General features: G+C 65.4%; 19 protein-coding genes. 11 read left to right on the top strand and 8 right to left on the bottom strand.

The genetic code is table 11. The features are described from left to right. The first annotated feature begins 7 nt into the window (after window positions 1-7). The 3 genes from IAG41_RS21550 (at window position 8) to IAG41_RS21540 (ending at window position 2,615) form a co-directional block, all read left to right on the top strand. A complete protein-coding gene (locus IAG41_RS21550; protein ID WP_187730746.1) occupies window positions 8-988 on the top strand; it encodes a type II secretion system F family protein in 981 nt (326 codons plus the stop codon). A 7-nt stretch (window positions 989-995) separates the two neighbouring features. Then, on the top strand, window positions 996-1,991 hold the full coding sequence (locus IAG41_RS21545) for a type II secretion system F family protein (RefSeq protein WP_187730771.1): 996 nt from the start codon (window positions 996-998) through the stop codon (window positions 1,989-1,991). Between the two features lie 111 nt (window positions 1,992-2,102). After that, a complete protein-coding gene (locus IAG41_RS21540; protein WP_187730745.1) occupies window positions 2,103-2,615 on the top strand; it encodes a hypothetical protein in 513 nt (170 codons plus the stop codon). 8 nt (window positions 2,616-2,623) lie between these two features. Here the strand turns inward: IAG41_RS21540 and IAG41_RS21535 are convergent, their stop codons facing one another. The 4 genes from IAG41_RS21535 to IAG41_RS21520 all read right to left on the bottom strand — a co-directional run bounded on the left by IAG41_RS21535 (window position 2,624) and on the right by IAG41_RS21520 (window position 9,247). Beyond that, entirely contained in the window at window positions 2,624-3,112 is a 489-nt protein-coding gene (locus IAG41_RS21535) for a hypothetical protein (protein WP_187730744.1), read from the bottom strand. 2 nt (window positions 3,113-3,114) lie between these two features. Continuing rightward, window positions 3,115-5,775: a pyruvate, phosphate dikinase gene (gene ppdK, locus IAG41_RS21530; protein ID WP_187730743.1), complete on the bottom strand. Its 2,661-nt coding sequence runs from the start codon at window positions 5,773-5,775 to the stop codon at window positions 3,115-3,117. 155 nt (window positions 5,776-5,930) lie between these two features. Beyond that, a complete protein-coding gene (glyS, locus tag IAG41_RS21525) occupies window positions 5,931-8,384 on the bottom strand; it encodes a glycine--tRNA ligase subunit beta (protein WP_187730742.1) in 2,454 nt (817 codons plus the stop codon). Further along, the gene (locus tag IAG41_RS21520; RefSeq protein ID WP_187730770.1) at window positions 8,381-9,247 is read right to left on the bottom strand and encodes a glycine--tRNA ligase subunit alpha; all 867 of its coding nucleotides are present in this window, start codon (window positions 9,245-9,247) and stop codon (window positions 8,381-8,383) included. Before IAG41_RS21520 ends, glyS begins: the two co-directional genes overlap by 4 nt. Before the next feature lie 145 nt (window positions 9,248-9,392). Here IAG41_RS21520 and IAG41_RS21515 point away from each other — a divergent pair, with 145 nt between their 5' ends. The 5 genes from IAG41_RS21515 to pth all read left to right on the top strand — a co-directional run bounded on the left by IAG41_RS21515 (window position 9,393) and on the right by pth (window position 12,710). Continuing rightward, the gene (locus tag IAG41_RS21515; protein ID WP_187730741.1) at window positions 9,393-10,280 is read left to right on the top strand and encodes a TraB/GumN family protein; all 888 of its coding nucleotides are present in this window, start codon (window positions 9,393-9,395) and stop codon (window positions 10,278-10,280) included. 64 nt (window positions 10,281-10,344) lie between these two features. Then, entirely contained in the window at window positions 10,345-10,689 is a 345-nt protein-coding gene (locus IAG41_RS21510) for an ArsR/SmtB family transcription factor (RefSeq protein WP_187730740.1), read from the top strand. Then, window positions 10,686-11,171: an SRPBCC domain-containing protein gene (locus IAG41_RS21505; RefSeq protein ID WP_187730739.1), complete on the top strand. Its 486-nt coding sequence runs from the start codon at window positions 10,686-10,688 to the stop codon at window positions 11,169-11,171. The genes IAG41_RS21510 and IAG41_RS21505 overlap by 4 nt, the downstream gene beginning before the upstream one ends. Before the next feature lie 262 nt (window positions 11,172-11,433). Beyond that, entirely contained in the window at window positions 11,434-12,060 is a 627-nt protein-coding gene (locus IAG41_RS21500; protein ID WP_187730738.1) for a 50S ribosomal protein L25/general stress protein Ctc, read from the top strand. Window positions 12,061-12,140: 80 nt separating this feature from the next. Then, complete coding sequence (gene pth / locus IAG41_RS21495) at window positions 12,141-12,710, top strand: aminoacyl-tRNA hydrolase (RefSeq protein WP_187730737.1); 570 nt, start codon at window positions 12,141-12,143, stop codon at window positions 12,708-12,710. Here pth and IAG41_RS21490 read toward each other — a convergent pair. The 3 genes from IAG41_RS21490 to IAG41_RS21480 form a co-directional block, all read right to left on the bottom strand. Next, complete coding sequence (locus tag IAG41_RS21490; protein WP_187730736.1) at window positions 12,701-13,108, bottom strand: hypothetical protein; 408 nt, start codon at window positions 13,106-13,108, stop codon at window positions 12,701-12,703. The two genes, pth and IAG41_RS21490, sit on opposite strands and share 10 nt — an antisense overlap. A 100-nt stretch (window positions 13,109-13,208) precedes the next feature. Further along, window positions 13,209-14,216: a transferrin-binding protein-like solute binding protein gene (locus IAG41_RS21485; protein WP_187730735.1), complete on the bottom strand. Its 1,008-nt coding sequence runs from the start codon at window positions 14,214-14,216 to the stop codon at window positions 13,209-13,211. Window positions 14,217-14,411: 195 nt separating this feature from the next. Then, window positions 14,412-14,984, bottom strand: coding sequence for a hypothetical protein (locus IAG41_RS21480; RefSeq protein WP_187730734.1), 573 nt, complete (start codon window positions 14,982-14,984; stop codon window positions 14,412-14,414). Window positions 14,985-15,191: 207 nt separating this feature from the next. Between IAG41_RS21480 and ychF the strand changes: the two genes are divergently transcribed. Together ychF and IAG41_RS21470 are read left to right on the top strand one after the other, a co-directional pair. After that, the gene (gene ychF, locus IAG41_RS21475) at window positions 15,192-16,289 is read left to right on the top strand and encodes a redox-regulated ATPase YchF (RefSeq protein ID WP_187730733.1); all 1,098 of its coding nucleotides are present in this window, start codon (window positions 15,192-15,194) and stop codon (window positions 16,287-16,289) included. Between the two features lie 127 nt (window positions 16,290-16,416). Continuing rightward, on the top strand, window positions 16,417-17,478 hold the full coding sequence (locus IAG41_RS21470; RefSeq protein WP_187730732.1) for a class I SAM-dependent methyltransferase: 1,062 nt from the start codon (window positions 16,417-16,419) through the stop codon (window positions 17,476-17,478). A 29-nt stretch (window positions 17,479-17,507) separates the two neighbouring features. Here the strand turns inward: IAG41_RS21470 and IAG41_RS21465 are convergent, their stop codons facing one another. After that, window positions 17,508-17,906 carry a MerR family transcriptional regulator gene (locus IAG41_RS21465; protein ID WP_187730731.1) on the bottom strand — a complete coding sequence of 133 codons (399 nt, stop codon included), beginning with the start codon at window positions 17,904-17,906 and terminating at the stop codon, window positions 17,508-17,510. A 112-nt stretch (window positions 17,907-18,018) separates the two neighbouring features. On the opposite strand from IAG41_RS21465, the gene IAG41_RS21460 reads away from it, so the two are divergent. Next, window positions 18,019-19,332, top strand: a complete 1,314-nt coding sequence (locus tag IAG41_RS21460; RefSeq protein ID WP_262408812.1) for a hypothetical protein — start codon at window positions 18,019-18,021, stop codon at window positions 19,330-19,332. Window positions 19,333-19,355 lie beyond the last annotated feature (23 nt).

The raw sequence follows: 19,355 nt of genomic DNA, 5'->3' as shown, positions 1-19,355 counted from the left end.
ACGCGGCGTGACCTTGCTGCCGGTATTGATGCTCGGTGGGGGTGCCTTCATGGTGCTCGCGCTCATGATCCTGGCCTTCTCCGGCCCTTCGGCGGAGCGCGCGGGCGCGCGCCGGCTGACCGGGGTGCGCGAGCGCCATGTCGTCAGCGCTTCGGGCAGCAATGCGATGGAGGCACAGCTCCGCCGTGTCTCAGCCGCGCGCCAGAGCAACATGGACGCGACCGCTTCGCGCTTCCTTCCCAATCCCGCGCTGCTCCAGAAGCGGCTGCAGATGACCGGCAAGTCCTGGACGCTCAGCCAATATAGTCTGGCGACGCTGGGGCTCACGCTGGTGCCCGCCCTGGCATTGTTGATCCAGGGAGCGCCGATCTGGCTTGCCGTGTTCCTGGGGCTGTTTGTCGGCCTGGGCCTGCCGCATTTTGTCGTCGGCTTCTTCATCAAGCGCCGCATCGCCAAGTTCACCGCCAAGTTTCCCGACGCGATCGAACTGCTCGTGCGCGGCCTGCGCTCGGGTCTGCCGATCACCGAGACGATGGGCGTGGTGGCCCAGGAGGTCGACGGACCGGTGGGCGAGGAATTCCGCTCGGTCTCCGACAAGATGAAGATCGGCCGCACGCTCGATGCCGCGCTTCAGGAAACCGCGGACCGGCTCGGCACGCCCGAATTCCAGTTCTTCACGATCACGATCGCGATCCAGCGCGAGACCGGCGGCAACCTCGCCGAAACGCTCTCCAACCTGGCCGACGTGCTGCGCAAGCGCAGCCAGATGAAGCTCAAGATCAAGGCGATGTCTTCGGAGTCCAAGGCATCGGCACTGATCGTCGGCGCGCTGCCCTTCATCGTGTTCGGGCTGATCTGGTTCATCAACAACAAGTATATGATGAACTTCTTCATCGACGAACGGCTGATGGTCGCCGGCGGCGGCGGCATGATCTGGATGGCGCTGGGCGCCTTCATCATGGCCAAGATGGTCAATTTCGAGATCTGATGCGATGATGGCTCCTCCTTCCGGTCCGACGATCCTTGGCGTCGATGTGCTCTGGGTGGCGACGTTGCTCGCCGCCGTGGCTGCATTTGCCGTGCTGCTCGCAGTCTATGCCGCGACCACCGTGCGCGATCCGATGGCCAAGCGCGTCAAGGCGCTGAACGAGCGCCGCGAGCAGCTGAAGGCAGGCATCACCGCATCGACTTCGAAGCGTCGCGCCAAGCTGGTCCAGCGCAGCGAGGCCACCGACCGTATCCGCAACATCCTCTCCTCGCTGAAGGTGCTGCAGGAGAGCCAGGTCAAGACCGCGCAGACCAAGCTGCTCCAGGCGGGCATCCGCCGCAAGGAATTCGCGGTCGCGGTCATTTTCGGCCGGTTGGTGCTGCCGATCGTGATCGGCGGACCCGTGCTGTACCTGGTCTATGGCACGACGATGTTCGCCGATTGGTCGCCGATGAAGGCCTATGGCCTGGTCGCCATCACCATCATCCTCAGCTACAAATTCCCCGATCTCTACCTCAAGAACAAGATCACCAAGCGCAGCAACGCGATCCGCAAGGGGCTTCCCGATGCGCTCGACCTGCTGGTGATCTGCGCCGAGGCAGGCCTGACCGTCGACGCCGCTTTCGGCCGCGTCGCCAGGGAATTGGGCAAGGCCTATCCGGAGCTGGGCGAGGAATTCTCGCTGACCGCGATCGAACTGGGCTTCCTGACCGACCGCCGCCAGGCGTTCGACAATCTCGCCAACCGGATCAATCTCGACGCGATCCGCGGCGTCGTCACCACGATGATCCAGACCGAGAAATACGGCACTCCGCTCGCCTCGGCGCTGCGCGTGCTCTCGGCCGAGTTCCGCAACGAGCGCATGATGCGCGCCGAGGAAAAGGCCGCGCGGCTGCCTGCGATCATGACGATCCCGCTGATCTGCTTCATTCTGCCGGTGCTGTTCATCGTGATCCTCGGGCCGGCGGCCTGCTCGATCAACGACTCCTTCATCAACCGATAGGAACGGGCGCCCGCCGGAACCCGGCGGGCTCCGAAACGCTCTCCATCATTCCGGTGGCGTCGCACGCAAGCGCGCGATAGCCTTCCGGCGAAGACATGGAGAGGGCGACCGATGCAGGACCTGCCGTTCACCACGCCGACCCAGATCGTCGCGCTGGTTATCACGCTGATCGCCGGATGGGCCTTCGGGCTCGCCACTTCCTCGGGTGGCAAGCGCTGGCGCGAGCGCTATCAGGACGAACAGGCCGCGCGCGGGCGCGCCGATGCGGCGCTCAAGGCCGCCAACCAGCGGATCCGCGAGCTGGAGGCCGAGCGCGACAAGCTGCGCGGGCCGGTCGCGGCGACCGCGGTGGGCGCCACCGAGCCGGCCTGGCGCGGCTGGTTCGGTTGGGGGCGCGACAATCTCTCGCGCATCCGCGGAGTCGACATCGCCCGCGAGCGCCAGCTCAACGACATGGGCGTCAAGACCTATCGCGAGATCGAGACGATGACGGGCGACGAGGAAGCCGCGCTGGAGAAGCGGCTGGGCATCCCCAGCGGCACCATCGCCAACGAACAATGGCGCGAACAGGCCTCGCTGCTGCAGAGCGGCAACGACGAGGAGCATCTGCGCCGCTATAGCTGAGCGGCGCTCTATCGGCCGAAGCGGCGCTTGCGTTCAAGCGCCGGCGTCGCGGCCGTGATGCGCGGAAATGTGCTGAAATTGCCAGAACAGACGGGCCCGATCAGGTCGCCCTGCAGCGTGCCGGGCTTGACCGGCGCCATCGGATTGACCGCCTCGATGCGCGAGAGCTGCTTGTCATCATGTAGGATCACCTCGCGGATGCGCTGTCCGGTCTTCGCGCGGCAATCGAAGCGATAGGTCAATCGGATGACGTTGTACGGCTTGATGTCGTCGGTCTGGATCGTGCTGTAGAAGGAGGAGACATCTACGGTCCGGGTGTCGCGCGTCGGGCTGAGAAGCGAACGCCCGTCGACCAGCAGGAGCGCCCGGTCGCCCGGCTTGCCCATCTCCATCATGACGCGCCATTCGGGCGCCTGCGCCATCGCGGCGGGAGCGGCGGCAAGGCCGACAAGGGACGCAGCCAAGTGGAAAAGCACCCGGCCTGGTCCCTTGCGCATGGCTATTTCCTCAGAGCAGCCTGTGCGGCGGCGAGCCGCGCGATCGGCACACGATAAGGCGAGGCGGAGACGTAATCGAGTCCCGTCGCCTCGCAAAAGGCGATCGAGGCGGGATCGCCGCCATGCTCGCCGCAGATGCCGAGCTTGATGTCGGGGCGCGTCGCGCGGCCGCGCTCGGCGGCGATCGAGATCAGCTCGCCCACGCCTTCGACGTCGAGGCTGACGAAGGGATCCTTCGCGTAGATGCCTTTCTCGACATAGGTGGTGAGGAAGCGCGCGGCGTCATCGCGGCTGACGCCGAGCGTGGTCTGGGTCAAATCGTTGGTGCCGAAGCTGAAGAACTCGCCGACCTCGGCGATCTCGCCGGCGCGCAGCGCGGCGCGGGGCAGCTCGATCATGGTGCCGACCAGATATTCGATGCGGCGGCCCTTCTCGGCGAACACGGCCTCCGCCGCCTTGTCGACGACGATCTTCATCAGCTCGAGCTCGCGGCGCGTGGCGACGAGCGGGATCATCACCTCCGGGATCGGCGCGGCGCCCGATTTCTCCGCGACCAGGATCGCGGCCTCGAAGATCGCGCGGGCCTGCATCTCGTAGATTTCGGGATAGGTGACGCCAAGACGGCAGCCGCGATGGCCGAGCATCGGGTTGAACTCGTGCAGCTCGGCGGCGCGGCGCTTGAGCGTCTCGACATCGACCGAAGCGGCGGCCGCGACTTCGGCGAACTCGGCCTCCTCGTGCGGCAGGAATTCGTGGAGCGGCGGATCGAGCAGGCGGATCGTGCAGGGCAGGCCCGCCATCACCTCGAAGATCTCGACGAAATCGCTGCGCTGCTCGGGGAGCAATTTGTCGAGCGCGGCGCGACGGCCGGCCTCGTCCTGCGCCAGGATCATCTGGCGGACCGCGGTGATGCGCGCGGAATCGAAGAACATATGCTCGGTGCGGCACAGCCCGACGCCCTCGGCGCCGAAATCGCGCGCGGTGCGGCAATCGAGCGGGGTCTCGGCATTGGCGCGGACCTTGAGCCGGCGCTTGGCGTCGGCCCATTCCATCAGCGTGCCGAAATCGCCCGAAAGCTCGGGCTGCACGGTCGGGACTTCGCCGGCCATCACTTCGCCGGTGGAACCATCGATCGTGATGATATCCCCCTCGCGGACCTCACGGGTGCCGACGCGCATGATCTTCTCGCGCGCGTTGATCGCGAGCGTCCCCGCGCCCGAGACGCAAGGACGGCCCATGCCGCGCGCCACCACCGCGGCGTGGCTGGTCATGCCGCCGCGCGCGGTCAGGATGCCCCTGGCGGCGTGCATGCCGTGAATGTCCTCGGGACTGGTCTCGACGCGGATCAGGATCACCGCATCGCCGGCGGCGGCGCGCTTTTCGGCCGTATCGCTGTCGAACACGGCGAGGCCCGATGCCGCGCCGGGCGATGCCGGCAGGCCCTTGGTCAGCACGTCGCGCGGCGCGTTGGGATCGAGCGTCGGGTGGAGCAACTGGTCGAGCGCCTGCGGATCGACGCGGAGGATCGCCTCCTCCTGCGTGATCAGCCCCTCGCTCGCCATGTCGACCGCGATCTTGAGCGCCGCCTTGGCGGTGCGCTTGCCCGAGCGGGTCTGCAGCATCCAGAGCTTGCCGCGCTCGACGGTGAACTCGATGTCCTGCATGTCGCGGTAATGGCGCTCGAGCTGGTCGAAGACCCGCGCCAGCTCGGCATAAGCCTCCGGCATTGCCTCTTCCATCGACAGCGGCTTGGCGCCGGCGGTCTCGCGCGCGGCCCTGGTCAGATATTGCGGGGTGCGGATGCCGGCGACGACGTCTTCGCCCTGCGCGTTGATCAGGAACTCGCCATAATAGGCATTGTCGCCCTTGGCCGGATCGCGGGTGAACGCCACGCCCGTAGCGCTGGTGTCGCCCATATTGCCGAACACCATGGCCTGGACGTTGACCGCGGTGCCCCAGTCGCCGGGGATGTCGTTGAGGCGGCGATAGACCTTGGCGCGCTCGGACTGCCACGAACCGAACACCGCGCCGATCGCGCCCCAGAGCTGGTCGTGCACGTCCTGGGGGAACGGCTTGCCCCACAGTTCCTGGACGATGGACTTGTACTCGACGACCAAAGCCTGCCAGTCCTTGGCCGAAAGCTCGGTGTCGAGATAATAGCCGCGGTCTTCCTTGGCGATCTCCAGCGCTTCCTCGAAGCGGCCATGATCGAGCTCGAGCACCACGTCCGAATACATCTGGATGAAGCGGCGATAGCTGTCCCAGGCGAATCGCTCGTCACCGCTGACCGTGGCGAGGCCGACCACCGTCCGGTCGTTGAGGCCGAGGTTCAGCACCGTGTCCATCATGCCGGGCATCGACACGCGCGCGCCGGAGCGGACCGAAACGAGCAAGGGATCGGCGGCATCGCCGAACGTCTTGCCGGTGATCCCCTCGATATGGGCAATGCCGGTGGCTACTTCGGCCTTCAGGCTCTCGGGGAAGCTCTCGCCCTCGTCATAATAGACCGCGCACATCACCGTGCTGATCGTGAAGCCCGGGGGCACCGGCAGGCCGATCGAGGCCATGCCGTCGAGATTGGCGCCCTTGCCGCCAAGCAGATTCTTGTCCCCCGCGCCGCCATCCGAAACACCGCCACCGAAACGATATACGTACTGCGTCATTCGAGGTCCCTTTATCGTCGCCGCCCGCGGGCGACTGAAGCCGCCTATCGCAGGTGCGAAGGAACGGAAATGGCTGACTGCGTTGTCAGGCGGTAACTTTCATTTGTCAGATCATTCGAAAGCTTAGGAAAACTGCTTCGAAGACCCATCTTCACTTATCCCTCGATCTTCGAGAAGTCCGCAACCTTGTGCACCGCATCACGCATACGCGCCAACAATGTCAGGCGCATCTCGCGCTTGAACGCGTCGGGGTCATTGACGATGACCTGTTCGAAGAACGCGTCGATCGGCCCGCGCAACGAGGCAAGCGCGGCCATCGCGGCCTCGAAATCCTCGTCGACGATCGCCGCCTCGGCTTTGGGCTCGGCGTCGTCGAGCGCTTCGATCAGTGCCGATTCGGCGGGCTCGGCCTCGTACATCTCGTTGTCGGCCACTTCGCCGGGGACGAAGCTCTCCTTCTTGAGGATGTTCGCGGCGCGCTTGTAGCCGGCGAGGAGATTGGTGCCCTCGTCGGTGGTGACGAACGCCTGGAGCGCCTTCACCCGGGCGAGCAGCCGGACGAGATCGTCCTCGCCGCCCAGCGCGAACACCGCGTCGATCAGGTCGTGGCGGACGCCGGCCTCACGTTGCTGGACCTTGAGGCGGTCGGCGAAGAAGTCAATTGTTTGATCCGCACCATAACGTGGCCCGAGATAGACATCGTTCTTCTTGTCCAGCGATTGAGTCCCATCAGGCTGAAGAAGCCAGGCATTATCGCTGCAAACATACTTCAAAGCGCCATCGAGATCAGCAGTGCTCAAACTTCGATGCAGATCAATCCATTGGCCTCTGTCGTCCTGAATCACTCGGTCGACAATTTTCTCATAGCGAATTGGCCGGCCCCAGTTTTGTCGGGGACGAACGTATCGAGTCACGAGCGCGTAAATAATCTTGAAAGCGCTTCCGACTTCAAGACGAACGTTGTTCGTTATCAGAATTAGAATGATGGCCAGCGCAGCTCGACGAATCGCAAACGGATCCTTCGACCCGGTTGGGCGCTCATCTACGATTAGAAAAGCGACCAACGTGTCCAACTTGTCCGCCAGCGACACCGCCACCGTCACCGGTGCGGTCGGCACGTCGTCGCCCTGCCCGACCGGCTTGTAGTGGTCGCGGATCGCCTCGGCGACTTGCGGGTCCTCGCCCTGCGCGGCGGCGTAATAGCCGCCCATCAGGCCCTGGAGCTCGGGGAATTCGCCGACCATGCCGGTGACGAGGTCCGCCTTGGCGAGCCGCGCGGCGCGTTCGGCGAGGGCGGCGAGACGCTCCCGATCCTCTATGGCGAGTGTCGCTAGAATTGCATCAACATCAACCTCGTCATCCCGGCGAAAGCCGGGATCCAGGGTTTCGGAGGACTGCCCTACTTGGCTCTGGATCCCGGCTTTCGCCGGGATGACGTTGGAGGGGGTGGTAGCGGAGGAGGGACTTGAACCCCCGACGATCCCCTCTTCCACCAGCCAGCGGGCGAGCTTCGCCACGCGCTCGACCTTGTCGGCGACTGTGCCGAGTTTCTCGTGGAAGACGATCTTCTCGAGCTTCTTCGCGCTCTCCGCGAGCGGCACCTTGAGATCGGTCTCGTAGAAGAAGCGCGCATCGCTCAGCCGGGCCGCGAGGACCTTCTGGTTGCCCTGGACGATCCGCTCGCCGCCGTCGGCCGCGTCCACGTTCGCGACGCAAACGAACGCGTTCGCCAGCTTGCCGTCGCCATCGCGGCAGACGAAGTATTTCTGGTTTACGCGAGCCGTGAGCTGGATCACCTCGGGCGGGACCTGGAGGAACGCGTCATCGAAGCGGCCGAGCAACGGCACCGGCCATTCGGTGAGCCCGGCATTCTCGTACAGCAGCCCATCATCCTCGATCAGCGTCAGGCCGGCCTTCTGCGCGGCCATCTTGGCGCCCAAGGCGATGATGCCGCGGCGCTCGGCGCCGTCGACGATCACGTGGCACATGCGCAGTTTCTCGACATAATCGTCGGCGCTGCCAATCGTGATGACACCGGGATGGTGGAAGCGATGCCCCACCGTCTGCGCGCCGCTCTTGAGGCCGGCGATCTCGATCGGCACCAGCTTGTCGCCGAGCAGGGCGACGATGCCCTGCAAGGGGCGGACCCAGCGCAGGCTCTCGGTCGAGATCGACTCCGCGCCCCAGCGCATCGACTTGGGCCAGGCGAAGGCGTGGACCGCATGGCTGACCGCGCTGGCGAGCACAGAGCCCGCGACCACGCCGGGCCGCTCGATCACCGCGAACAGCACCTGCCCGCCCTTGCCATCGTCGCGCGCCACAAGTTGGTCGCGGGAAAGGCCGGTCGAACGCAGGAAGCCCTGGATCGCGGCGTCGGGCGCGTCGGCGCGGGGTCCCTTGCGCTCCTCGGTCATCGCCGTGGTCGTCTCGGCGACGCCGCGGACGATCAAAGCGAGCCGGCGCGGCGTGGCGTAGCTTTCGATGCTGTCGAAGGCGAGGTTGAGCGCATTCAGGCGCGCTTCGAAGAGCGCGGCGAGATCGGCGCGCGCCTTCTCCTGCATGCGCGCAGGGATTTCTTCGGAGCGGAGTTCGAGGAGGAAGTCGGTCATACCGTCCACTCCGGGTATTTCGCCCTCCATTCCGGGGTCATGTGCGCGATCCACGCCTCGCAGCTGCCCTTAGCCAGATCGCGGACCCGACCGATATAGGCCTGGCGCTCGGCCACCGAGATGACCCCACGCGCCTGGAGCAGGTTGAAAGTGTGGCTGGCCTCGATCGCCTGCTCGTACGCGGCGATCGGCACATTCTGCGTCAGGCAATTCTCGCATTCGGCTACAGCCTTGCGGAAGCCCTCGAACAGCGTCTCGGTATCGGCGACCTCGAAATTATACTTCGACATCTGCTTCTCGTTCTCGAGAAACACGTCGCCATAGCTGACGCCCGCATCGTTGAAGGCCAGGTCGTACACACTGTCCTTGTTCTGGATGTACATCGCCAGCCGCTCGAGCCCGTAGGTGAGCTCGCCCGCCACCGGCTTGCAGTCGAAGCCGCCCATCTGCTGGAAATAGGTGAACTGGGTCACCTCCATGCCGTCGCACCAGACTTCCCAGCCCAGCCCCCAGGCGCCGAGCGTCGGGCTCTCCCAATCGTCCTCCACGAAGCGGATATCGTGCTGGGTGAAGTCGATCCCGATCGCGGCGAGGCTGCCCAGATACAGTTCCTGGAGATCGGGCGGGCTCGGCTTCAATATCACCTGATACTGGTAATAATGCTGGAGCCGGTTCGGGTTCTCGCCATAGCGGCCGTCGGTCGGGCGGCGGCAGGGCTGGACGAACGCGGCGTTCCAGGGATCGGGGCCGAGCGCGCGCAAGGTCGTGGCCGGGTGGAAGGTGCCCGCGCCCATCCGCATGTCATAGGGCTGGAGGATCAGGCAGCCGCGCTCGCTCCAGTAATGGTGGAGCTTCAGGATCATGTTCTGGAAGCTGAGAGGCTGTGACACCGGCACCCCAAGTTATACGTATGCGTATGCGCATATCGCAGGCGCTTTGACGCAGCGTGCCGGGAGGGTCAACCGTAGTGGCGTTGACTCCCTCCCCTCGCGCGATCCAAGGCGGGGCATGATCCGCGCGCTCCTGCTCTCGCTGCTACTCGTGCTGGGAGGCTGCGGCAGCAAGCCCGCGCCTCCGCCCCCCGCCAAGGATGCCGATCCCGCGCTCTGGGTGGTCCGCGACGCCGACACGACCATCTATCTGTTCGGCACCGTCCATCTGATGAAGCCGGGGCTCACCTGGTTCGACGAGGGCGTCCGGAAAGCCTTCGACGCGAGTGGCGAGCTGGTGCTCGAGCTGGCGATGCCGCCCGAGGACCAGATGCAGGCGCTGATCGCCGAGCTGGGCACGGCCAAGTCCGGCCCTCCTTTGCCCGCCCAGCTGCCGCCGACGATCGCCGGCAAGCTGCATGCCGAGCTTTCGCGGCTCGGCCTGTCGGCGGATACGCTCGACCGTAGCGAGCCCTGGCTGGCGGCAGTGACGCTGTCGGTGCTGCCGCTGCGGCAGCTCGGCTATGACGACAAGGACGGCGCCGAGCAGGTGCTGAGTGCCGCCGCCAAGGCCGCGGGCAAGCCGGTCCACGGGCTCGAAACCGCGCGGCAGCAATTCGGCTATTTCGACAAACTCTCCATGCCCGCCCAGCGCCAGCTGCTCGCGACGACGCTCGACGACCTGCCCAAGATGGGCGCCCAGATCGACGCGATGGTGAAGGACTGGAGCGCGGGCGATGCCGATGCGCTGGCGAAATTGCTCAACGAGGACCTGGATCGCACGCCCGAGCTAAAACAGGCACTGCTGGTGACGCGCAACCGCACCTGGGCGAACTGGATCGCCCAGCGGTTGAAGCAGCCGGGCATTGTGTTCGTCGCGGTGGGCGCCGGGCATCTCGCGGGGGCGGAAAGCGTCCAATCCGAGCTGGCGAAGCGTGGGCTTAAGGTGGAGCGGGTGCGCTACTAACCGGCTTGACTCCGCTTCCGGCTTTATTTAACCGATAGGTTATTAAACCTAGAGGTTACGAATCATGAGTCCCCAAGCCGATCCGCTCAGTGCGACCTTCGCAGCGCTTGCCGATCCGACGCGGCGCGCGATCCTGGCGCGGCTGTCGCTGGGCGAGCTCTCGGTCGGCGAGATCGCCCAGCCCTTCGCGATGAGCGGCCCGGCGGTGACCAAGCACCTGAAGGTGCTCGAACGCGCCGGGCTGATCTCGCGTGGGCGCAGTGCGCAGCAGCGCCCGGCCAAGCTCGAGGCGGAAGCGCTCAAGGCGGTCGACGCCTGGCTCAGCGAATATCGCCGCTTTTGGGAAGCGAAGTTCGATGATCTCGACGCATATCTGAAGGAACTGCAGCAAGAAGGAGACAAGGCATGAACACGACCACCGTGGGCGTTGGCACTGAAGTGACGATCGACCGCATTTTCGCCGCGCCGCGCGCTTTGGTGTTCGACTGCATGACCAAGGCTGAGCATCTCGCGCGCTGGTGGGGCCCGCACCATTTCGACGTGCCCTTCGCCGAGAGCGACGCGCGGCCGGGCGGCAAGATCCGCATCGATATGCGCGGACCCGAGCCCTATGGCATCAACGAGGTGCACGGCGAATATCTCGAGGTCGAGCGCCCCGATCGCCTGGTGATGGTGCTCCGCGCGTTCCAGGATGCCGATGACGGTAGCTGGGGGATCGAGCATGTCACCACGATGGAGTTCGTGGACGCCCCCGGCGGCGGCACCGCGATGCACATGACGACATTGGTCAAGCAGGTGAGCGAGGCACTCCTCCCCGCGCTTGCCGGCATGAAGGAAGGCTGGAGTCAGAGCTTCGAGAAGCTCGACACGCTGCTGCCCGAACTGGTCTGATCCAAATCCTCCCCGAGCTCGCCTCGGGGAGGGGGACCGTTCGCGTAGCGAATGGAGGAGGGGCGGCGGTGGCACACCGCCGTCTGCGACGGCGACCCCTCCACCATGCTTCGCATGGTCCCCCTCCCCCAGCGAGTTGGGGGAGGATCTAAGCATCCTTGCCTTTTCCTCCATCCGCCGCTATGCGCGCCCGTTCCGAGCCAGGGTCATCCCTGGAGGCCTGGCCGGTGACCGTTTTAACTTATCGCATTGGAATCGACACATGAGCGAAGCGCTTACGCTGTCGGCCGAGACGCGCGAACAGGTTGGCAAGGGAGCCTCCCGTTTGCTTCGTCGTGAAGGCCGCGTCCCCGCCGTGATCTATGGCAACAAGCAGGATCCCGCGAGCATCCACGTCAACGAGCGCGAGCTCATGAAGCTGCTGATGACCGGCCACTTCATGAATTCGGTCGTGATGGTCAACGGCGAGCGCACGCTGCCGAAGGACGTCGCGTTCGATCCCGTCAGCGACCGTCCGGTCCATGTCGATTTCCTGCGCATCTCCGAGCATGCCAGCGTCACGGTCAACGTGCCGATCATCTTCGCCGATGAGGAAGAGAGCCCCGGCATCAAGCGCGGCGGCGTGCTCAACATCGTCCGTCACGACCTCGAGCTGGTCGTCGACGCGGCCGAGATCCCCGACGATGTGACGATTTCGCTCAAGGGCGTCGATGTCGGCGATTCGATCCACATCTCGAACATCACGCTCCCCAAGGGCGCGACTTCGGCGATCACCGATCGCGACTTCACCATCGCCACGATCGTGGCGCCGTCGGCGCTCAAGTCGAGCGAAGGCGATGTGGAGACCGAAACCCAGACCGAAGCGCCCGAGGCCGAAGGCGGCGAATAAGCCCCTTCGAACTTCGAGGTTCAAAAAATCGCCTCCGCGCCCTAGGTGCGGGGGCGATTTTCTTTTTAGGGGTTCGAGCGATGCAGCTCTGGGTCGGTCTGGGCAATCCGGGCCCCACATATGCGATGCAGCGGCACAATGTCGGGTTCATGGCCCTGGACGCCATCGCCGAGGTGCATGGTTTCTCCGCGCCCAAGAAGCAGTTCCAGGGATGGACCCAGGAAGGGCGGATCGGACCCGAGAAGCTCGTGCTGCTCAAGCCCGGTACGTTCATGAATGAGAGCGGCCGCGCGGTGCGCGGGGCGATGGACTTCTACAAGCTGACACCGGCGGACGTCACCGTCTTCCACGACGAGCTCGATCTGGTCCCGTTCAAGGTGAAGGTGAAATTGGGCGGTGGCACGGCGGGGCATAACGGCCTGCGCTCGACCGACGCGCATATCGGCCCCGATTTCCGCCGCGTTCGGATCGGCATCGGCCATCCCGGACACAAGGACCGTGTCACCGGCTATGTGCTGGGCAATTACGCCAAGGCCGAGATCGAACCGCTGAGCGACATGCTCGGCGCGATCGCCGCCGAGGCGCCCTGGTTGGCGGAAGGCAATGACGCGCGCTTCATGAGCGAGGTGGCGCTCAGGCTTCAGAGCTGACGCAGCTCAGGGGAGATTCCCAGCCAGGAGGAAATGCCGCAGCTGCCGCCTTCGATCGGCGCCGCAATCCAGGCGCTCGCGCGCACGACACAAGCATGACCGTCGGTGCAATCGATCTCGGTTCGCGCAAGCCAGCCCGCGTCGTTCCGCCACGAGGTGATGCTGTGATATCGCACGCCGATCTCCGCCGCGCGAAAATGGCTACTGCCGCGCTTGCGGCAGTAGCGGAGCAACCGGGCCATCTCCGCACGGGCGTCCACCGAGAAGCGCTCCGCACGCGCAGCCGCGGCCATGCGGCCACTCGGGACGTACCAGGTAACTTGCCAGCCGAGGAACATCGCGACGACGGCGATCGGCCCAAGGACTAAACCGATCAGGAATTTCTTGCCGCCGTCCATCGCGCAATTCTGCACGGATCGGTTTCAACAATCGGTTACGGCACAAAGAAAAGGGCCCCGGTCTCCCGGAGCCCTACATCCTTCGTCCTTGTAGGGACGCTTACTTCTTGCCGACGATCTCGCCGATCAGGCGCTGGTTGGCACCGCCGACCGTGCCGGAGGCGGCGAAGACGATGCCGATCTGCTCGCCCTGCGAACCGAAGAACCCGCCCGCGATCGTGCCCGACAACGGACCGCCATTGGTGAGGCTGCCGCTGAACTGGTTCTGGCCTGCGAGGATCCCGCCCTGCGCGGTGAGCGTGATATAGGGGGTCGCCGCACCGCCCGCATCCAGCGTCGTCAGGGTCAACGTCGTGTCGACCAGGCCGGTCGAGAAGTTGACGCTGGTGGTCACCGTGCCGGACACGCGCGAAATCGTGGTGGCGCCGCCCGCGACGCTGACCAGACGGCCGACGACGCGCGTATTGTAATTGACCGTGCCGGTGGTCGGCATGTCGGTCAGCACGGTCGGATAGCCGAAAATCGTATAGGTGAGGCGCTTCTGGCCCGCGGTCGAATCGCCACGCCACCAATTGCCGTAGCTCAACCGGGTAAGCGCCAGGGTCGCGTCGCTGGTCACCACCGATGGGCCACCTGTGGTCTGCGGCGGGATGGTGTTGTTGAGGAACTCGACCTGCGAGAATTTGCCGGCGGTCGCCGCATCGGTGGTGCGGAAGACATATTCCGTCACCGCAGGGCTCGGCGCAGTGATGAGGTTCGCATTGACGAACCGCGATTCCTCGGTGTTCTCGTGGAACACGTAAGTGCCAGTGGCGAGCACCGAATCGAGCGCCAGATTGACACGGCTCGTCGCCATCTCGGTAGCAACCACGCCCAGCGTGACCGCCCCGGCGGCCGGATCACCGGTGTAGCTGGTCCCTGCGTTGAATGTGGTGGTGAACTGCGTCGCGGTGGAAAGCGGCAGCGCGACATAGGTGGGCGACGGCGTTGGCGTCGGCGAAGGGCTGGGCGTCGGTGTCGGGGCCGGATTGGAATCGTCGCCGCCGCTGCAGCTCGAAAGCGCAAACGCAGCCAATGCGGCGCTCATGATGATGTGACGGCGAATCATTCCGAAAGCTCCTCGTGATACTCAACTGCCGAAAGGGCGTGTCGCCCCTGTACCCCAGATGAACGGGTCCTCGTCAAGCGACGAACGGCGCGGTTATTCTTTCGCGAGCGGTGGCGCGTCGCGATGCGCGTATTCCGGATGCAATGCGGCGATTTCAGGGCTTGCGGGGCGCCGAGGACGCGCCCCGCGCGTGTTTCACACGCCCTTGTCCTTCAGCTGGCCGCGCAACGCCTCGATTTTAGTCGCGCGTGCGACCTTGTCGCTGCCGGCCAGCGCACCCTTCCCCGCCTCGGCGACTTCCAGGACACAGCTCGCGACCGTGTTGAAGCCGGCACCATTGCGTTCGGCGCTCGAGACAGTGCCGTCACCGTCCGCGTCCTTGCCGGCAGTGAACTTCGTCTTGACCAGATCGGGATAGGCCCAGTCGAGATAATCCTGCGTCGTCGAACGCGTGAGCATCGGCGCCGGCGGTTCGCTGATCATCTGGCTCCCCAGCGCGGTGTCGAGCTTCTCGTGGAAATAATCGTCGTAGATCTTCAGATCGCCGATACCCGCGGTCGAAAGTGCGGCCTTCTGCCAGCGCAGCGCGGTGAGGCAGCCTACATTGTGTGCGACCCGCTCCTTGGTCTTGGCGGTCTTTTCGGCGGCGGCCGCATTTGCCTTGGCTTCTGCATCCGCCTTGGCGTTGGCAGCACTATCTTCGCACGCTGCCAGTCCCAGCATCAGTCCCATCGCTATCAAGATCGTGGGTTTACCCGTTCTGATCATGTTGCATCCCTCTCCTGTTTTATGAAGGAATTCTGACATGGGCGCGGGACAAGTCAAACCGGCAGCGAAACATGGCTCCAGACCGGATGTTTACCTTGGGGCATGCTGGCAGCGCGCGCCGACTGGAAACCGCGGCGCTTTGCGCCTATCGAGCGCGCATTCATGGGAAGCCCGGCGGCTCCCACACATCACAGGATCATTGCACTCATGGGTTTTCGCTGCGGCATTGTGGGCCTGCCCAACGTCGGCAAGTCCACGCTCTTCAACGCGCTGACCGAGACCGCCGCGGCGCAGGCGGCAAACTATCCCTTCTGCACGATCGAGCCGAACGTCGGTAACGTCGCAGTGCCCGATCCGCGGCTGAACAAGCTCGCCGAGATCGCCAGCTCGCAGAAGATCATCGAGACGCAATTGGGCTTTGTCGACATTGCCGGGCTGGTGCGCGGCGCGTCCAAGGGCGAAGGTCTCGGCAACCAGTTCCTCGGCAACATCCGCGAGGTCGACGCGGTCGTGCACGTTCTGCGCTGCTTCGAGAATGGCGACGTCACCCATGTCGAGGGCAAGGTCGATCCGATCGCCGATGCCGAGACGGTCGAGACCGAGCTGATGCTCGCCGATCTGGAGAGCCTGGAGAAGCGCGTCCCCAATTACATCAAGAAGGGCCAGCAGGGCGACAAGGAGTCCAAGATCGCCGCCAGCGTGCTCGGCCAGGCGCTCGAGCTGCTGCGCGAAGGCAAGCCGGCGCGGCTGACAATGCCCAAGGATGATGAGGAGAAGCGCGTCTTCTCGCAGGCACAGCTCCTGACCGCCAAGCCCGTGCTCTATGTCTGCAACGTCAACGAGGAAGACGCGGCGCACGGCAACGAACTATCCGCGCGCGTTTTCGAGAAGGCCAGGGCCGAGGGCGCCGAGGCGGTGGTCGTCTCCGCCGCGATCGAGGCCGAGATCGCGACGATGCCGCCCGAGGACCGCGGCGAGTTCCTCGCCGAGCTGGGGCTGGAGGAGACCGGCCTCGCCCGCGTCATCACCGCCGGCTACAAATTGCTTCACCTGCTGACCTTCTTCACCGTCGGCCCCAAGGAAGCGCGCGCCTGGACCGTCCATACCGGCGCGACCGCGCCCGAGGCGGCGGGCGAGATCCACAGCGATTTCGAGAAGGGCTTCATCCGCGCCGAGACCATCGCCTATGACGATTACGTCACCTTGGGCGGCGAAGCACGGGCACGCGAAGGCGGCAAGCTGCGCGCGGAAGGCAAGTCCTATGTCGTCCATGACGGCGACGTGATGCACTTCCTCCACAGCTAAGGGACGGCAGCGGCGCGAGGGAGTTTGCGCCGAGCTGACCCACGCGTCGTCGTCACACCTGCTCAAATATGATATAGATCGGGCCATCGATGATCCGCTGAGCCGCACCCGCGGCGGGAGGCATGCGATGGCTACAACGATTGACGAAGCAAAGCTGAACGCCTTTGTCGGCAAGATGCTCGGCGATCTGGGCGGCGCGATGAGCGTCCCCACGGTCCGCCTGGGTATGCGACTCGGATTGTTCGAAGCCCTCCAGCAAGGGCCGGCGACCGCGGCTGAGCTGGCAGCACGCGCGGGCGGGCTGCACGAGCGCTATGTCCGCGAATGGGCGCTGGCACAGTCGGCCAACGGCTATATCGACTATGACCCCGCGGCCGAGCGCTTCAACCTGTCGCCCGAACAGGCGATGGTGTTCGCGGTGCCGGACAGCCCGGTCTACCTGCCCGGCGCCTTCGAGCTGGTTGCGGCGATGATCGAGGCCGAGCCGAAGGTCGAGGAGTGTTTCCGCAACGGCAGCGGCGTGCGCTGGGGCGATCACGCCGGCTGCCTGTTCTGCGCTACCGGAGCCTTTTTCCGCCCGGGCTATGTCAACAACATCGTCCAGGCATGGATCCCCGCGCTGGACGGCGTCGAGGCGCGGCTGCGCGAGGGTATCAAGGTCGCCGATGTCGGCTGCGGGGTCGGCTTTTCCACGCTGCTGATGGCGGAGGCCTATCCCGAGAGCCGTTTCGTCGGCTTCGATTTCCACGAACCGTCGATCGAGGAAGCCCGGCGTCATGCCCAGAGTCACGGCCTGGGCGATCGCGTCCGCTTCGAGGTCGCCAAGGCCAAGGAGATCGCTGAGAGCGGCTTCGACCTCGTCACCATGTATGACTGCCTGCACGACATGGGCGATCCGCGTGGCTGCGCGGCGCATATGCGCCGCATCCTTGCCGAGGGCGGCAGCTGGATGATCGTCGAGCCCGTTGCCGGCGATTCGCCCGCGCAGAACATGAACCCGGTCGGCCGGCTCTATTACAACGCCTCGACGATGATCTGCATCCCCACTTCCCTCGACCAGGAAGTCGGCGAGGGCCTTGGTGCGCAGGCAGGCGAGCCACGGCTCAGCGAAGTGATCCGCGACGGCGGCTTCGCCACTGTGCGGCGCGCGACCGAGGGGCCGTTCAACATGGTGCTGGAAGCACGCTGAACCTGCGCGCTGGCCGGGCTCGAAGCCGGTCAGCCGTGCTCAAAAGCAGTGATGATCGGGCAAGGACCCGCCGCCCCTGCACCGCACTCCTTTGCCAGCCTGGTGAGTGCATCGCGCGCGCGCGTCATCTCCGCGATCTTCACCTCGAGCGCCGCGATCCGCTCGCGCGCCAGCTCACGGGCACGTGTGCGGTCATCGGTGGCGTCGAGCGCAAGCAGCTCGGCGATCTGATCGAGGGTGAAGCCCGCCGCCTGGGCCGAGCGGATAAATTTGAGACGTCGCACATCGGGCTCGCCATAGCGTCGCACCCCGCCATAGAGATCGGCGCGCTCGGGCGTATCGAGCAGGCCGCGGCGCTGATAGTAGCGCACGGTCTCGACCCCCACCCCACCTTCATTCGCCAGTTTTCCGATTGTCAGGGCCGCCATCGCTTGACTCCGTACTATGGTACGGGAGCTATACCGCCGGCGGATCCAGGGACACAAGCATGACCGCGACACATCAGAAGACAGCGCTCCTCTTTCGTGGAGCACCGCTGGCATGACGATGCCCGCTCCCCGAATGCTCGCACTCGCAGGCGCGTTGATGTTGCCGATGGCGGCCGCGGCGCAGGACATGCCGGGCATGAAGATGGACCCGCCCGCGCCGGAGCAGGATCCACCACAGGACCATTCCGCGCACCACGACATGGCGGGCATGCAGAGCATGGACATGGCCGAGTCCGCCAATGCCTCACCCGGATCGGGCACCGCTTTGCTCCCGGGCGCCGAGGGCGGCATGCGCGGCATCCATATCCCGGCGGGCGACTGGATGGTGATGGTCCATGGCGCGCTGACCGGCGTCTACACCGATCAGGGCGGGCCCCGCGGTGAGGACATGGCGTTCGTCGAATCGATGGCGATGCTGAGCGCCAGCCGCAACCTGGGCGACAGCGCGCGCCTTGAGTTCCGCACGATGATGAGCCTCGAGCCCGCGATGGGCCAGAGCGGCTACCCCAACCTCTTCGCCAGCGGCGAGACGGCGCATGGCCAGCCCTTGGTCGACCGCCAGCATCCGCACGACCTGTTCATGGAGCTCTCGGCGCGCGTCGATGTCGACATCGCCAAGGACACTAGCCTGTTCGTCTATGGCGGGCCGGTGGCCGAGCCGGCGCTGGGGCCCAGCGCGTTCATGCACCGGCGATCGGCGCGCTATCTCGTGCTCTCGCCGATCAGCCACCATTGGTTCGACAGCACGCACATCACTTATGGCGTGGTCACCGCGGGGGTGAAGGCATCGGCCTTCCAGATCGAGGGATCGGCGTTCAACGGCCGCGAGCCTGACGAGAGGCGCTGGAACATCGACACCCCCCGGTTCGACAGCTGGAGCGTACGCGCGACCTGGACGCCGACGCCCAACTGGGCGGTGCAGGTCAGCACCGGGCGGCTGCAGGAGCCCGAGGCGACGCATCCGGGCGAGGACGAGCGGCGGACCACGGCGAGCGTTCATTATGCACGGAAGGGGCTCGCGGCGATGATCGCCTTCGCCGCGAAGGACCGCGTGCCCGGCGAGACGCTGACCGCCTGGACCGGCGAGGCGACCTGGGACCTATCGCGCCATCACAGCATCTTCGGGCGCGTCGAGAATGTCGCCAATGACGAGCTCTTCCCCGATCATGCCGCGCCGCTGCACGACGTGAAGTTCCGCGTGACGCGCTTCGAGGGCGGTTATGCCTATCGCATCCCGCTCGGCGAGGCCGAGCTGGCGCTGGGCGGTTCGCTCGCCGCCTATGCCAAGCCGGCGGCGCTGGACGCGGCCTATGGCAAATCGCCGCTGAGCTACACGCTGTTCGCGCGGTGGGCGCTAGGGCAATAGGTCTTTCCCTCGCAACAATTGCG

Origin of the sequence: Sphingomonas sp. JC676 (assembly GCF_014489075.1) — a bacterium.
GTDB lineage: Bacteria > Pseudomonadota > Alphaproteobacteria > Sphingomonadales > Sphingomonadaceae > Sphingomonas.
The sequence above is the reverse complement of the archived record's forward strand: the minus strand, read 5'-3'. Positions and strand labels throughout refer to the sequence as shown.